We start from the raw sequence: 15,169 nt of genomic DNA on the forward strand, positions 1-15,169 counted from the left end.
GGCCTTGGCTTGCTTTTGATGACGATATTGCCGATATGTGCCTCCGGGAGGTTGGTGGTGGACGAGCCACTCGCCAACCGGGTCAGGTCCGGAAGGAAGCAGCCCCAACGAGCCCGGCACGGGTCATCGTGCCAGCCTCCCACCCTTTTTGAAAGCAAGGCCCGGCTTTCTGCGGGCAATAAGCAGGGCCATGAGCGACACCGAGCGACAAGCAAAAGATGCCGCTTCGACCGGCACCGGTTACCGGGTGCTGGCCCGCAAATATCGGCCCAAGGATTTCACAGACCTGATGGTCGGCCAGGAGCCGATGGTTCGCACGCTGACCAATGCGTTCGAGACCGGTCGTATTGCCCAGGCCTATATGCTGACTGGCGTGCGCGGTGTCGGCAAGACGACGACGGCCCGTATTCTGGCGCGCGCGCTGAACTATCGAACCCCTGAAATCGATCGACCGACCATCGACCTGCGCGAGCCCGGCGAACATTGCCAGGCGATCATGGAAGGCCGGCATGTCGACGTCATCGAGATGGATGCCGCCTCCCATACCGGCATCGACGATATCCGCGAGATCATCGAGCAGGTGCGCTACCGTCCGGTTTCGGCGCGCTACAAAGTTTACATCATCGACGAAGTGCACATGCTGTCGACGGCCGCCTTCAACGGATTGTTGAAGACACTGGAAGAGCCGCCGGAGCATGTGAAGTTCATCTTCGCCACCACCGAAATTCGCAAAGTGCCGATCACGGTCTTGTCGCGCTGCCAGCGCTTCGATCTGCGCCGCATCAGCGCCTCGGATCTTGTGGGACTGTTCACCACCATCGCCGGCAAAGAAGGCATCGAGGCGGAGCCGGAAGCGCTCGCCATGATCGCCCGCGCCGCCGAGGGATCGGCCCGTGACGGCCTGTCGCTGCTCGACCAGGCAATCGCGCATGGCAGCGGCGTGGTCGTGGCCGACGCCGTTCGCTCGATGCTGGGTCTTGCTGACCGCGCCCGCATCGTCGATCTCTTCCACCACATCATCAAGGGCGATGTCGCAGCCGCTTTGGCGGAATTCAACAGCCAGTATGAGGCAGGCGCCAATCCCGTCGTCGTACTGACAGACCTTGCCGATTTCACCCATCTCGTCACCCGCCTGAAATATGTGCCTGACGCTGCCAACGATCCATCGCTGAGCGAAGTCGAGCGCAACAAGGCCGCGGAATTCGCGCAAGGCGTCGCCGTGACGACGCTGTCGCGCATCTGGCAGATGCTCCTGAAGGGCATACCGGAGACGGAAAGCGCTGCGCGCACGGCCGGTGCCGCCGAAATGGTGCTGATCCGGCTGGCGCATGCCGCCCATCTGCCGGCGCCGGAAGACGCGGCGCGGCGGCTTGCCGAATTCTCCGACGGCAATGGCAATGGCGGCGTGCGTCCCTCGCCCAGCGGTCATGGCAATGGCGGCGGAACGCAGGTTTCTTATCAAGGCAATGTGATGGCCCGCGCCGTCGAGACAGCTCCGCCGCGACCGACGCCACAGGCGCCTGTCGCCATGCTGCGCGCGGTTCCGAATACGCAGCCGGACTCCGCCCCCGTCGGTCGCATCGAACAGAAGCCGGTTGAAGCGCCGAAGCCGCTGATTGCCATCAATTCAATGACCGACATTGCCGAACTGGCCGGCCAGAAGCGCGATCCGAAACTGAAAGCGATGGTGCGCAGCTTCGTTCGTCCGGTGCGGCTGGAACCGGGTCGGCTCGATGTCAGCCTGACGCCGGGCGCGCCGGGCACGCTCTTGAACGAGCTTGCCGTCAAGCTGAAGGAATGGACCGGCATCCACTGGATCGTCAGCCTCAGCCGCGACGAAGGCGAGCCGACAGTGGTGGAAGCCGAAGCGAATGCGCAGCGGCAGCGGGTTGCCGATGCTCGGCAAGACCCCGACGTCGCGGCGATCCTGTCGCAATTTCCAGGCGCCAAGATCATCGACGTTCGCGTGCGTGCGCCGGATGTGGAGGAAGAGGAACAGGTCGCCGCACCGGCCGCCGCCGAATCCGACGAAGGCGATATTCTGCCGGGCGACGACATCGAATTCTAAGGGCACGATACCGAACCAAAGAGCCACGCCGTAAAATCTGTTGGGCGGCTTTCGAAACACATTGTACTAAATCATAATGAAAGACGCGGAAGAAGGACGAGCGACGATGCGCGACATCATGGGCATGATGGGCAAAGTGAAGGAAATGCAGGCCAAGATGGAGAAGATGCAGGCGGAGATCGCCGACATCCGCGTCGAAGGCAAGGCAGGCGGCGGCCTCGTCACCGTCACCGTCAACGGCAAGGGCCTGATGCTGGGCATCAAGATCGATCCGTCGCTCTTCAAGGAAGACGACGTCGAAATCCTCGAGGACCTGATCGTCGCCGCCAACAAAGACGCCCAGGACAAGGCCGAGGCGATCACCGCCGAAAAGACCCGCGAACTCACCGCCGGCCTGCCGATCCCGCCCGGCTTCAAGATGCCTTTCTGATTGGCACACTCCTGAAAAGATTCAGCGCACCGTCTTGCGGATGAGTTCGCGGCCGATCGGTTTAGCCGGCTCGTTCCGCAACACCAGCGATGTCGTCACGGCGCCGTGCCGGGCGATGGAATCGACGATGGTTTCAAGGTCGGTCGGCGACGGCACCAGCACCTTGAGCAGGAAGCAATCCTCTCCGGTCAGCCGCAGGACCTCGATGATCTCCGGCATTTCCGAGAACTGCTTGAGGTAGGGGCGGATATGCTCATGCGTCGTCCGCAACCGGATCACGGCCATCATGCCGAGGCCGACGGCGGTGGGATCGACGATGGCACGATAGCCGGCGATGATGCCGCGTTCCTCAAGCCGCTTCAGGCGCTCGGATGCGGCCGGCTGCGACAGGCCGACACGGCGGCCGAGTTCGGATACGGAAATCCGCCCATCCTGCTGCAGGATCTCGATCATCGACAGATCGGTCGGATCCAGTTCTCTCTCGAAGCTTTCCATGTCTGAACCTTCAATTCATCGGCGGACATAAATTTTATCCGATGGATTGCAATGTCAATGGCGGGAGCGACATGCCAATCTCGCGCCGTCAACAGACCGCGAGAGGAAAGATATGAGCGATATCATTGTGTTGCCCGGCCTTGGCGGGTCCGGGGAAGGCCACTGGCAAACCCTGTGGGAGCAACAGGACCCGCGACTGCGCCGGTTTCAGCCGGCGAGCTGGGACAGGCCGGAGCTTACCGACTGGATCGCCGCGCTCGATCGCGAGATTGGCCGGGCGAAGACGCCGCCGATCCTCATCGCCCATAGCCTTGCCTGCCAGTTCATCGCACATTGGGCGGTTTCCGCGAAAACGGAAATCCTCGGCGCATTTCTCGTCGCGGTGCCGGATCCGACCGGCGAGGTCTATCTGGGTGGAGCCCCGAGCTTCGCCAATCCGCCACGCCAAAGGCTGCCGTTTCCATCGCTCCTTGTTACCAGCACCGACGATCCCTATGGCCCGTTCGACTATGCGAAGGAAAGCGCCTCCGTCTGGGGCAGCGAACTCATCGATGTCGGCCCGCTCGGCCACATCAATTCCGCCTCGGGGATCGGTGATTGGCCAGAGGGCCAGGCTCTTTTCCGGCGCTTCTCGGCCGGGCTTGGCTGAAAGACCAAAGCCAGAAGCGTCCTTGGAGTTGTCGCCGCGATCTCCGTGTGGAAAGCCTAGGAACCGGCGGCTTCGCTTTCGAGCATCGCCCGCAGCTTATGATGAATGGGGGTGGAGAGATAGCGCGCCCGGTCCTGCGGCGACAATCGCTGGCCGTGGGTGGCGATCATTTCCGGCATGGTGACCCTGGCGCCCGCATAGGGGATATGGGTCACCGCCATTCCGGCGGCGACCGTTCCGGCCGTCTTCACGCGGCAATAAATGCCTGGACGACGCGCCTGGAAATAGCGCTTGACGAATTTCGGATCGCCCATCTTTGCCGCGAAGGTGGCGCAGGGAACGCGGGCCGAGGTGACTTCCAAAACAAGATCGCCAGCTATAAACCTGTCGCCGACGGCGATCTCGCAATTGTCCAGCCCGTCGATGACGAGATTCTCGCCGAACGCGCCGGGCTCCAACCGGCGTCCGAGCTCGCGCGACCACCAGTCCAGCGTCAGCGATCCCTCGACATAGGCAGCCTGGTCCACCCCGCCATGATGCACCCGATTGCAGATCGCATCGCCGATCAGGCCTTTGGCATCGATCATCACGGCGGCGCCGACGGCATGCTTGTTGATGCCGGTCTTGCTTTTCCTGCCGGGGAGCATTTCGGCCGCGCCAATGCAGACGGCGAGAATTTTCATGGGGCGATCATCCCTTCCGTGATTCCGTTCCCGCAACTTATCGGCTAAAAGCCTCCCATGGCAAAGCGAGTCACCGGCCCCGAAATCGAAAAGCTCATCCAGCTCCTGGCGAAGGTGCCGGGCCTTGGCCCGCGCTCGGCGCGCCGGGCCGCATTGCACCTGATCAAGAAGAAAGACCAGCTTCTCGGCCCTCTCTCCCACGCCATGGGCGAGGCCTATGACAAGGTGAAGATCTGCTCGCGTTGCGGCAATGTCGACACCGTCGATCCCTGCACCGTCTGCACCGATGGCCACCGCGACCAGTCCGTCATCATCGTCGTCGAAGATGTCGCCGACCTCTGGGCGCTGGAGCGCGCCGCCGCGATGAATGCCGCCTATCATGTGCTTGGCGGCGTTCTCTCCCCGCTCGACGGCGTCGGCCCCGACGATCTCAACATTCGCGGCCTGATCCAGCGTGTCGGCGAAGGCGGCGTCCGCGAAATCATCATCGCCGTCAACGCCACCGTCGAAGGACAAACCACAGCACACTATATAACCGACCAGCTCGCCGGCCTGGAGGTGAAGATCACCCGGTTGGCCCACGGCGTGCCTGTCGGCGGCGAGCTCGACTATCTCGACGAGGGCACGCTGACGGCGGCGCTCAGGGCGCGGACGGCGATTTGAGGGAGGGACTGCCTATGAGGAGAGTGACAGAGGGGGGTATCTCCCGGCATATTCTAGGCCTCCTTATTCTCCTCCTAGCCCTTCTCCCCCTCCCCGCCTTCGCCGCCTCGAAGGCCGATGTCGAAGCCCAGTTCCAGACCTGGATCCAAAAAGATCTCTGGCCCGAGGCAAAAAAGGATGGCGTTTCCGAAAAGACCTTTCGTGCCGCCTTTGCCGGCGTGACGCTGAACTGGAGCCTGCCCGATCTCGCCCCGCCCGGTTTTCCGAAGCCCAAGGAGCAGAAGCAGACCCAGGCGGAGTTCTCCTCGCCCGCACCCTACTTCAACGAGGGGCGCCTGCAGAGGCTTGCGGTGACGGGGCGCAGCTTCGCCTCGCAATATGGCCCGGTGCTGAAACGGATCGAAAAGGTCTATGGCGTGCCCGGCCCGATCCTGCTTGCCATCTGGGGTCGCGAGACCGGCTTCGGCGCGGCGAAACTGCCGAATTCGGCGGTGCAGGTGCTGGCGACCAAGGCCTTCATGTCGACCCGCAAGGAGATGTTCCGCACCGAGCTGATTGCCGGTCTGCGCATTCTCGAGCATGGCGACGTCGCGCCCGATCAGTTCATGGGATCCTGGGCAGGCGCACTTGGCCAGCCGCAGTTCATGCCGACCAGCTACCTGAAATATGCGGTCGATTTCGACGGCGACGGCCATCGCAACATCTGGACCTCCGTGCCGGATACGCTCGCTTCCATCGCCAACTATCTGGTGCAGAAGGGCTGGCAGCGCGGCCGTGGCTGGGGTTACGAAGTGACGATCCCGGAGAGTGTCTCCTGCGCGCAGGAAGGGCCTGATCTCGCCAAGCCGATTTCGCAATGGACGTCGCTCGGGATCGCCAGGATCGCCGGCAAGGCGTTTCCCTCCGACGAACTGCGCGCCGGCGGCATGATGCTGGTGCCGGCCGGCCGCGACGGGCCGGAATTCATCGTCACGCCGAATTTCTACACCATCAAGGAATACAATAATTCCGACCTCTACGGTCTCTATATCGGCAATCTCGCCGACCGCATCGCCTATGGCTCCGGCGCTTTCCAGGGCCAATGGGGTGATGTCGGCAAGATGCTGCGCTCCGATGTCGCCGGCATGCAGAAGACTTTGGAGCGCAAGGGCTATGACGTCGGCGGCACCGACGGATTGCCGGGTTACAAGACAAGGCGGTCGATCGGCCAATGGCAGCAAAAGAGCGGCCTGAAGCCGACCTGCTATCCTGACAGCTCGATGCTCGGCGTGCTGAAATAAGCGGCAGAGCGGGGTTCGGGCGCGAATGCCTTGCAATTTGGCCGGAACGGGATTATATCCGCTTCAAATTCTTGATCGTGTGATGAAGAGTGGGCCGCAAGGACCCGCTCTTTTTTATTACCTCGATCTCCCAATTGCAGCACCCTGCAGGAGTGAACGCTTGTCGGAAGTGACAAACGCAGACAATATCAATGAACCGCGGCTGATCGTCGAAACCGGCCTTGACCAGCGCATCGCCGCCATCATCGAACCCGTGATCGTCGGCATGGACTATCGTCTGGTGCGTGTTCGCCTCATGAACCAGAACGGCCTGACTTTGCAGGTCATGGCTGAGCGCAACGACGGCAGCATGAACGTCCAGGGCTGTGAAGAGATCTCAACAGCGATTTCGCCGGTGCTGGATGTGGAAGATCCGGTCGATAAGGCGTATCATCTGGAAGTCTCTTCGCCCGGCATCGACCGCCCGATGGTGCGCAAGTCGGATTTCGTCCGCTGGAACGGCCACATCGTCAAGTGCGAGACCTCGATCCTGGTGGACAACCGCAAGCGGTTCCGCGGCAAGATCACCGACGTCAATGACGATGGCTTTACGATCGAGCGCGATCAGGTCGCTTATGGCGAAGAACCGAAGGTCACCATTCCGTTCAGCACGCTGGCCGAGGCCAAGCTGATCCTGACGGACGATCTTATCCGTGATGCGTTGCGCGCCGACAAGCAGGCCAAGGCCGAGGCTGCGAACCAGAACGAAGCGGACGAAGAAGAATAAACCGATCAACGAACCGCCTAACGGGACGGGAACCCCAGGGCAGGAAGACGGAGACTAAACATGGCAGTCAGTGCGAACCGGCTAGAACTTCTGCAGATTGCAGATGCAGTGGCGCGCGAAAAGGTCATCGACCGCGAGATCGTGCTTGCCGCGATGGCGGACGCGATTCAGAAGGCCGCGCGCTCGCGTTACGGCACGGAATCGAACATCCGCGCCGACATCAATCCGAAGACCGGCGAAATCCGTCTGCAGCGCCTGCTCGAAGTTGTCGAAAAGGCCGAAGACTATTCCACGCAGATCCCGCTGGAACTGGCCCGCGACCGCAACCCGGACGCAGCCCTTGGCGACTTCATTGCCGATCCGCTGCCGCCGATGGATTTCGGCCGCATCGCCGCCCAGTCGGCCAAGCAAGTCATCGTGCAGAAAGTGCGCGAAGCCGAGCGTGACCGCCAGTTCGACGAATTCAAGGATCGCGTCGGCGAAATCGTCAACGGCACCGTCAAGCGCGTCGAATACGGCAACGTCATCGTCGATCTCGGCCGTGGCGAAGGCATCATCCGCCGCGACGAAATGATCCCGCGCGAGAACTTCCGCTACGGCGACCGCGTTCGCGCTTATGTTTACGACGTGCGCCGCGAACAGCGCGGCCCGCAGATCTTCCTGTCGCGCACGCATCCGCAGTTCATGGTCAAGCTCTTCACCATGGAAGTGCCGGAAATCTACGACGGCATCATCCAGGTGAAGTCGGTTGCCCGCGATCCGGGCTCTCGCGCCAAGATCGCCGTTATTTCCAATGACTCGTCGATCGATCCGGTCGGCGCCTGCGTCGGTATGCGCGGTTCGCGCGTTCAGGCCGTCGTCGGCGAATTGCAGGGCGAAAAGATCGACATCATTCCGTGGTCCAACGAGCCGGCGAACTTCGTCGTCAACGCGTTGCAGCCGGCGGAAGTCTCCAAGGTCGTTCTCGATGAGGATGCCGAGCGCATCGAAGTCGTGGTTCCGGACGAACAGCTGTCGCTGGCCATCGGCCGCCGCGGCCAGAACGTCCGCCTCGCTTCGCAGCTGACCGGCTGGGACATCGACATCATGACGGAAGCCGAAGAGTCCGAGCGCCGTCAGAAGGAATTCAACGAGCGCACCAACCTGTTCATGGACGCGCTCGACGTCGACGAAATGGTCGGCCAGGTTCTGGCCTCGGAAGGCTTTGCCGCCGTGGAGGAACTGGCTTACGTCGAACTCGACGAAATCGCCTCCATCGACGGTTTCGACGAAGAGACTGCCCAGGAAATCCAGCAGCGCGCCCGCGAATATCTGGAGCGCCTGGAAGCCGAAATGGACGAAAAGCGCAAGGCGCTCGGCGTTGCTGACGAACTGCGTCAGATCAACGGCATGACCGCACAGATGATGGTCGCCCTCGGTGAGGACGGCATCAAGACGATCGAGGACTTCGCCGGCTGCGCCGCCGACGATCTCGTCGGCTGGAGCGAGCGCAAGAACGGCGAAACTAAGAAGTTCGAAGGCCTGTTCTCCAAGCTCGAAATCTCGCGCGTCGAAGCCGAACAGATGATCGTACAGGCTCGCCTGTCGGCCGGCTGGATCACTGAAGCCGATCTCGCCACCGAGACCGAAGAGGTCGCGGAGGATGAGACCGAGCAAGAAGCATGACGAGCACCACCGAGCCGAACGCGGCGCCTGAGGACGACGATCTCGGGACTGACGTGAACGGACGCATGTGCATCGTAACACGCGAAAGCGGATCGCCGGATGAGCTGATCCGCTTCGTCGCCGCTCCGGACGGGACGATCGTTCCCGATCTGAAGCGGCAGCTGCCGGGACGCGGCTGCTGGGTCAAGCTCGACCGGGCGCTGGTGGACAAGGCAGTGGCGAAGAAATTGTTTGCCCGCGCCCTGAAGGCGGAGGTGACGGCACCGAGCGATCTCGGCGCCACCGTCGACCGCCTTCTTGTGGCGCAGCTTGCCGGGATGATGCACATGGCGCGCAAAGCGAGCCAGTTCGTCAATGGCTCGTCAAAGGTTGATGGCGCCGTTCGCAACGGTTCGGCACTTGCCGTGTTCCACGCGATCGATGCCGCCGCCGACGGCGTTCGCAAGATCGACCAGGCAAGAAAGGCCTGGCATCTCGGGATGGAGACCGAAAAGGAAATACCGTCATTCCGTGTCTTCACGGAGGCGGAAATGGAAGAACTGATGGGCCAGAACGCTTTTATCCATGCCGCAGCGCTTGCAGGGCGGGCGGGTCAGGGTGTAGTGAAGCGCGCAAACCTGCTCGAACGGTACCGCAACGGCGGTCAGTCCCGGGCAACGGGCGGCGCTGGCCGGCGAAAACAATGACGCGGTCACCGGTCGATACCGGACGCCTCATTAAGGTACATGCATTGAACGACAGGGTCTAACGGACGTTTCCGAGCCCTGTCCGAAGGAACGGGAACGGAATGACCGACAATCAAGACGACAAGACGCTGAGTGCATCGGGTAAGAAGACCCTCACCCTGAAGCCTTCAGGCGTGAACCAGGGCACCGTGCGCCAGGACATGGGCCGCGGTCGCACCAAGGCGGTCGTGGTTGAAACCCGCAAGCGCCGCCCGCTACGCCCAGAAGACGAGAAGCCGATCGTTGCGACGCCGACAGCAGCCGCAGCGCCATCCGTGACGCGTGTCGCGGAACCGACGCCGCAGCCGCCGCGCCCGCCGCAGCCAGCTCCGCGCATTCATCAGCCGGGTGGCCAACAACAGCGGCCACAGCAATCCAACCAGAACAACCAGCAGCGCCCGCAGCAGGAACGTTCGTCGCGCCCGGTGGTTCTGAACCATCTGTCTGCCGGCGAAATGGATGCGCGTCGCCGCGCGCTTGCCGAAGCCCAGATCCGTGACGCCGCCGACGCGGTTCGTCGCGCCGAGGAAGAGGCCCGCCGCGCTGAGGAAGAGGCCGCTCGCCGCATCGTCGAGCAGGCTGAAGCCGCCCGCCGCGCCGAGGAAGAGGCCGCTCGCGCCCTCGAGCCCAAGGTCGAGACGCCTGAACCGGTGGAAGCAGCGAAGCCCGCTGCCCAGGCGACTGCGGCTCCCGTCGTTGCCCGTCGTCCGGATGCGGCTCCGCAGCCGGCGCGCCCAGGCGCTCCTGCCGCTGAAGCTCCGGCCAATCGCCGCCGGGTCAATGAAGAAGAAACCGATCGCGGCCCGCCGCGTGGCGGCGCCCCCGCTCGTGGCAAGGTCGTGCGTCCGGAACCGGCAAAGCCGGTTACCACTCGTCCGAAGACGGATGAAGAGCGCCGCCGCGGCAAGCTGACGGTTACGACCGCCAATGTCGACGAAGATGGCAGCGCCCGCGGCCGCTCGCTCTCGGCCATGCGCCGTCGCCAGGAAAAATTCCGCCGCAGCCAGATGCAGGAAACGCGCGAGAAGATCACGCGTGAAGTTGTGCTGCCGGAAACCATCACCATCCAGGAACTGTCGCAGCGCATGTCCGAACGTGCCGTCGACGTCATCAAGTTCCTGATGAAGGAAGGCCAGATGATGAAGCCGGGCGACGTCATCGACGCCGATCTGGCCGAACTCATCGCCGGCGAATTTGGCCACACGGTCAAGCGCGTTTCGGAATCCGACGTCGAACTCGGCATCTTCAATGTTGGCGACGAAGACGGCGAACTGGTTTCCCGTCCTCCCGTCGTCACCATCATGGGTCACGTCGACCACGGCAAGACCTCGCTGCTCGACGCCATCCGCCACGCCAATGTGGTGGCTGGTGAAGCCGGTGGCATCACCCAGCATATCGGCGCCTACCAGGTTGAGCAGAACGGTCACAAGATCACCTTCATCGACACGCCCGGCCACGCCGCCTTCACAGCAATGCGTGCTCGTGGCGCCCAGGCGACCGATATCGCCATTCTGGTGGTCGCGGCCGACGACAGCGTGATGCCGCAGACGATCGAATCGATCAATCATGCGAAGGCAGCCGGTGTTCCGATCATCGTCGCGATCAACAAGATCGACAAGCCTTCCGCCGATCCGCAGAAGGTTCGCAATCAGCTGCTGCAGCACGAAGTCTTCGTCGAAACCATGGGCGGTGAAGTGCTCGACGTGGAAGTTTCCGCGAAGAACCGCACCAACCTCGACAAGCTGCTCGAAGCCATCCTGCTGCAGGCGGAAATCCTTGATCTCAAGGCCAATCCGAACCGCACCGCTGAAGGCACCGTCATCGAAGCCCAGCTCGACCGTGGCCGCGGCTCGGTTGCCACCGTCCTCATCCAGAAGGGCACGCTGCGTCCGGGTCAGATCGTCGTTGCCGGCGATCAGTGGGGCCGCGTGCGTGCTCTGGTCAACGACAAGGGCGAGCATGTGAAGGAAGCCGGTCCGGCGACCCCAGTCGAGGTTCTCGGTCTTTCGGGTGCACCGCAGGCTGGCGACAAGTTCGCCGTCGTCGAAAACGAAAGCCGTGCCCGCGAAATCTCGGAATATCGTCAGCGCCTGACCCGCGACAAGGCGGCTGCCCGTCAGTCCGTCCAGCGCGGTTCGCTGGAACAGATGATGATGACGCTGCAGACCACGGGCACGAAAGAATTCCCGCTGGTCATCAAGGGCGACGTGCAGGGTTCGATCGAAGCCATTGCCGGCGCGCTGGACAAGCTCGGCACCGACGAAGTTCGTGCCCGCATCGTGCATTCCGGCGTCGGCGGCGTGACCGAATCCGATATCTCGCTGGCCGGAGCATCCGACGCTGCGATCATCGGCTTCAATGTCCGCGCCAATTCACAGGCTCGTACGCTTGCCGAGCGTGAAGGCATCGAAATCCGCTACTACAACATCATCTACGACCTGGTGGATGACGTGAAGGCAGCGATGTCGGGCCTGCTCTCTCCTGAACGTCGCGAAACCTTCCTCGGCAACGCCGAAATCCTCGAGGTGTTCAACATCACGAAGGTCGGCAAGGTCGCGGGTTGCCGCGTCACCGAAGGCAAGGTCGAGCGTGGCGTCGGCGTCCGCCTGGTGCGCGACAACGTCGTCATCCACGAAGGCAAGCTCAAGACGCTCAAGCGCTTCAAGGACGAAGTCTCCGAAGTCAACATGGGCCAGGAATGCGGTATGGCCTTCGAAAATTACGAAGACATCCGCGCCGGCGATACGATCGAATGCTTCCGCGTCGAGCATATCACCCGCACGCTGTAACAGCGCGAAGTTGAAACAATGGGACGGGCGCCGGAACATGCAGTCCGGCGCCCGAATCTTTTGGGACCAAAGCAAATGGCAACAAGACCAACTACTTCCGCGCCTTCACAGCGCATGCTTCGCGTCGGCGAACAGGTGCGCGCCGCGATCACGCAGGTCCTGCAGCGCGGCGAAGTGCGCGACGACCTGATCGAACGCACCGTGATCTCCATTTCCGAAGTGCGTATGTCGCCGGATCTGAAGATCGCCACCGCCTTTGTGACGCCGCTCGGCGTCGCCGACCACGACCTCATCATCGATACGCTCAATCGCCACACGAAATACATCCGTGGCCGTCTCGGGCAGCACCTCCGGCAGATGAAATACATGCCGGAAATCCGCTTTCGCGACGATACCAGCTTTGACAATTACAAGAAGATCGATGCGTTGCTGCGGTCGCCGGAGGTCCAGCGCGACCTCAAGGACGACGACACCGATACCGACGAAAACCGATAACAGAGACAGAGAATGTCCAAACCACGCAAGCCCAAGGGCCGTCCGATTTCGGGCTGGCTGATCCTCGACAAGCCGGTTGATTTCGGCTCGACCGAGGCCGTTTCCAAGATCAAATGGCTGTTCAAGGCGCAGAAGGCGGGCCATGCCGGCACGCTCGATCCGCTTGCCTCCGGCATGCTGCCGATCGCGCTCGGCGACGCCACCAAGACCGTTCCCTACGTCATGGACGGCCGCAAGATCTACGAATTCACCGTCAGCTGGGGCGAGGAACGCGCCACGGACGACCTCGAAGGCGAGGTGACGCAGAGTTCGGACAAGCGTCCAAGCGAAGACGAGATTCGCGCGCTGCTGCCAAACTATACGGGTGTCATCAACCAGATCCCGCCGCAGTTTTCCGCGATCAAGATCGCCGGCGAACGCGCCTACGATCTCGCCCGCGAAGGCGAAACGGTCGAAATTCCGTCGCGCGAAGTCGAGATCTTCCGCCTGACGCTGCTTGCTTGCCCGGATGCCGACACGGCGCATTTCGAAGTGGAATGCGGCAAAGGCACCTATGTCCGGGCGCTTGCCCGCGATTTCGGCCGCGATCTCGGCTGCTACGGCCATATTTCCGGCCTGCGCCGCAGCTTCGTCGCCCCCTTCGCCGAGGAGGCCATGGTGCCGCTCGCCGATCTGGTGGCGCTCGAGGCGATCGAGGACGCGGATGAGCGGCTTGCCGCCCTGGACGCGCTGCTGATCGACACCGCCGAGGCACTGTCATCCCTACCGCATCTCGTCATCAATGACGATCAGGCGCATCGCCTGAAGATGGGCAACCCTATTCTCGTGCGCGGCCGCGATGCCCCGGTTGCCGAAACAGAGGCCTATGCCACCGCGCGCGGCAAGCTGATCGCCATCGGCGAGATCGGCGAAGGCGAATTCCGCCCGAAGCGGGTTTTCGGCTGACCGCTATTCGGCCAGCCGAAAATGGCGGTACTTGCGAGACAACAGCGATGCGATATGTTTTCTGACGGGCTATGAAGGCCCGTTCAAGGGGGAAGATATGCGCGGAGTTACAATCGGAATACTGACGTTTTTTTCGCTGTTTCTGACGGTTGCCAGCGCCCATTCCGCCGAGCGGTGGGCAGCACTTCCGGCTTTTCCTCCAATGCCGGAGCCGAAGACGAGCGGCATGGCCGATGTCAACGACATCAAGATGTATTATGCCGAATATGGTGAGGGTACCCCGATCCTCTTCATCCATGGCGGGCTTGGAAATGCGGATGTCTGGGGCCGCCAGGTCGCTGATTTCGCTAGAGATCACCTAGTCATCGTCGCCGACAGCCGCGGGCATGGTCGCTCCACGCGCAGCCAGCAACCCTTCGGCTATGATCTGATGACCTCGGATTATGTCGCGCTTCTCGACTATCTGAAGATCAGCAAGGTAACGCTCGTCGGATGGTCGGATGGCGGCATCATCGGCATCGACATGGCAATGAAGTACCCCGACAAGCTGACGCGCGTAATCGCTCAGGCGGCAAATGTCACGACCGATGGGGTGAAACCTGACGTGATGAACAACAAGACCTTCAGCAACTACATCGATGTCGCCGGCGAATATTACAGGAAACTGTCGCCGACGCCGAACGAATACGATGCTTTTGTCAACCAGATCTCGGAGATGTGGGCAACGCAACCGGCATGGATGGCAGCCGACCTTGGAAAGATTGCGGTACCGGTCACGCTTGCCATCGGTGACCACGACGAGGCGGTTAAGCTCGACCATACGCAGATGATGGCGAAGGAAATTCCTGGCGCGAAGCTCGTCATCCTGAAAGACGCCAGCCATTTCGCCATGCTGCAAGATCCTGAGGGTTATGATGCGATGATCCGGAATGCCATGGCGGGGCGCTGAAAGCCGCCTGGGGGAGAACCCTCTTTCCATTACCGCTTATTTGGTTTATAGGCAGCGCCAGCATCGGGCCTGCTCGATTGCATTCGCGGCCAATGCTGGACGACATCCCGGCGTTTGGCGACTTATTTCCTCCTCATAGAAAGGACCATCCGATGTCGATTACTGCTGAGCGCAAAGCTGCGCTGATCAAGGAATACGCCACCGTCGAAGGCGATACCGGTTCTCCGGAAGTCCAGGTTGCTATCCTGACCGAGCGCATCAACAACCTCACGGACCATTTCAAGGACCACAAGAAGGACAACCACTCCCGTCGTGGCCTCCTGACCATGGTCTCCAGCCGCCGTTCGCTTCTTGATTATCTCAAGAAGAAGGATGAAGGCCGCTATTCCAAGCTGATCGGTAGCCTCGGCATCCGTCGCTAATGAATTTTCCGGCGGGCGTTCACCTGAACGTCCGCCGGATGCTTTTGGGGCATACCTGCTCCGCCCGAACATGATCTCGAAGAATGCGAAGCAGTTTTCGGACGAGATCATGGTACAATGGAAGACCTGTTTGTGCGGCGCGCTC

15 protein-coding genes and 1 other RNA gene are annotated in these 15,169 nt (G+C 61.9%); 14 read left to right on the plus strand and 2 right to left on the minus strand.

Features of this window, described 5'->3' with window-relative positions; all coding sequences use genetic code 11:
* Positions 1–46 precede the first annotated feature (46 nt).
* The 3 genes from ffs to PMI03_RS04380 all read left to right on the plus strand — a co-directional run bounded on the left by ffs (position 47) and on the right by PMI03_RS04380 (position 2,498).
* Positions 47–143, plus strand: an RNA gene (ffs, locus tag PMI03_RS30690) — signal recognition particle sRNA small type.
* Positions 144–190: 47 nt separating this feature from the next.
* Entirely contained in the window at positions 191–2,068 is a 1,878-nt protein-coding gene (locus PMI03_RS04375) for a DNA polymerase III subunit gamma/tau (protein WP_007690283.1), read from the plus strand.
* Positions 2,069–2,174: 106 nt separating this feature from the next.
* Positions 2,175–2,498 carry a YbaB/EbfC family nucleoid-associated protein gene (locus PMI03_RS04380; protein ID WP_007690284.1) on the plus strand — a complete coding sequence of 108 codons (324 nt, stop codon included), beginning with the start codon at positions 2,175–2,177 and terminating at the stop codon, positions 2,496–2,498.
* A gap of 21 nt (positions 2,499–2,519) precedes the next feature.
* Here the strand turns inward: PMI03_RS04380 and PMI03_RS04385 are convergent, their stop codons facing one another.
* Positions 2,520–2,993: an Lrp/AsnC family transcriptional regulator gene (locus tag PMI03_RS04385; protein ID WP_007690286.1), complete on the minus strand. Its 474-nt coding sequence runs from the start codon at positions 2,991–2,993 to the stop codon at positions 2,520–2,522.
* 112 nt (positions 2,994–3,105) lie between these two features.
* Between PMI03_RS04385 and PMI03_RS04390 the strand changes: the two genes are divergently transcribed.
* Positions 3,106–3,642 (plus strand): alpha/beta hydrolase, encoded by a 537-nt coding sequence (locus tag PMI03_RS04390; RefSeq protein WP_007690288.1) that lies wholly within the window; start codon positions 3,106–3,108, stop codon positions 3,640–3,642.
* Positions 3,643–3,698: 56 nt separating this feature from the next.
* On the opposite strand, the gene PMI03_RS04395 is transcribed toward PMI03_RS04390, so the two are convergent.
* Positions 3,699–4,325, minus strand: a complete 627-nt coding sequence (locus PMI03_RS04395; protein WP_007690289.1) for an MOSC domain-containing protein — start codon at positions 4,323–4,325, stop codon at positions 3,699–3,701.
* Between the two features lie 57 nt (positions 4,326–4,382).
* Here PMI03_RS04395 and recR point away from each other — a divergent pair, with 57 nt between their 5' ends.
* The 10 genes from recR (at position 4,383) to rpsO (ending at position 15,024) form a co-directional block, all read left to right on the plus strand.
* Positions 4,383–4,988, plus strand: a complete 606-nt coding sequence (gene recR / locus PMI03_RS04400; protein WP_007690290.1) for a recombination mediator RecR — start codon at positions 4,383–4,385, stop codon at positions 4,986–4,988.
* Positions 4,989–5,002: 14 nt separating this feature from the next.
* Positions 5,003–6,268 carry a lytic murein transglycosylase gene (locus tag PMI03_RS04405; protein WP_007690291.1) on the plus strand — a complete coding sequence of 422 codons (1,266 nt, stop codon included), beginning with the start codon at positions 5,003–5,005 and terminating at the stop codon, positions 6,266–6,268.
* A gap of 160 nt (positions 6,269–6,428) precedes the next feature.
* A complete protein-coding gene (gene rimP, locus PMI03_RS04410; protein ID WP_007690292.1) occupies positions 6,429–7,034 on the plus strand; it encodes a ribosome maturation factor RimP in 606 nt (201 codons plus the stop codon).
* A gap of 60 nt (positions 7,035–7,094) precedes the next feature.
* Positions 7,095–8,699, plus strand: coding sequence for a transcription termination factor NusA (gene nusA / locus PMI03_RS04415; protein WP_007690293.1), 1,605 nt, complete (start codon positions 7,095–7,097; stop codon positions 8,697–8,699).
* Complete coding sequence (locus PMI03_RS04420; RefSeq protein WP_007690295.1) at positions 8,696–9,385, plus strand: RNA-binding protein; 690 nt, start codon at positions 8,696–8,698, stop codon at positions 9,383–9,385. Before nusA ends, PMI03_RS04420 begins: the two co-directional genes overlap by 4 nt.
* 101 nt (positions 9,386–9,486) lie before the next feature.
* The gene (gene infB / locus PMI03_RS04425; RefSeq protein WP_007690297.1) at positions 9,487–12,213 is read left to right on the plus strand and encodes a translation initiation factor IF-2; all 2,727 of its coding nucleotides are present in this window, start codon (positions 9,487–9,489) and stop codon (positions 12,211–12,213) included.
* 75 nt (positions 12,214–12,288) lie between these two features.
* Entirely contained in the window at positions 12,289–12,708 is a 420-nt protein-coding gene (gene rbfA, locus PMI03_RS04430) for a 30S ribosome-binding factor RbfA (protein ID WP_007690299.1), read from the plus strand.
* A 12-nt stretch (positions 12,709–12,720) separates the two neighbouring features.
* Positions 12,721–13,653, plus strand: coding sequence for a tRNA pseudouridine(55) synthase TruB (gene truB / locus PMI03_RS04435; protein ID WP_007690301.1), 933 nt, complete (start codon positions 12,721–12,723; stop codon positions 13,651–13,653).
* Positions 13,654–13,750: 97 nt separating this feature from the next.
* Positions 13,751–14,602, plus strand: coding sequence for an alpha/beta fold hydrolase (locus PMI03_RS04440; RefSeq protein WP_007690303.1), 852 nt, complete (start codon positions 13,751–13,753; stop codon positions 14,600–14,602).
* A gap of 152 nt (positions 14,603–14,754) precedes the next feature.
* Positions 14,755–15,024 carry a 30S ribosomal protein S15 gene (gene rpsO / locus PMI03_RS04445; protein ID WP_007690305.1) on the plus strand — a complete coding sequence of 90 codons (270 nt, stop codon included), beginning with the start codon at positions 14,755–14,757 and terminating at the stop codon, positions 15,022–15,024.
* Positions 15,025–15,169 lie beyond the last annotated feature (145 nt).

Origin of the sequence: Rhizobium sp. AP16 (genome assembly GCF_000281735.1) — a bacterium.
Lineage (GTDB): Bacteria > Pseudomonadota > Alphaproteobacteria > Rhizobiales > Rhizobiaceae > Rhizobium > Rhizobium rhizogenes.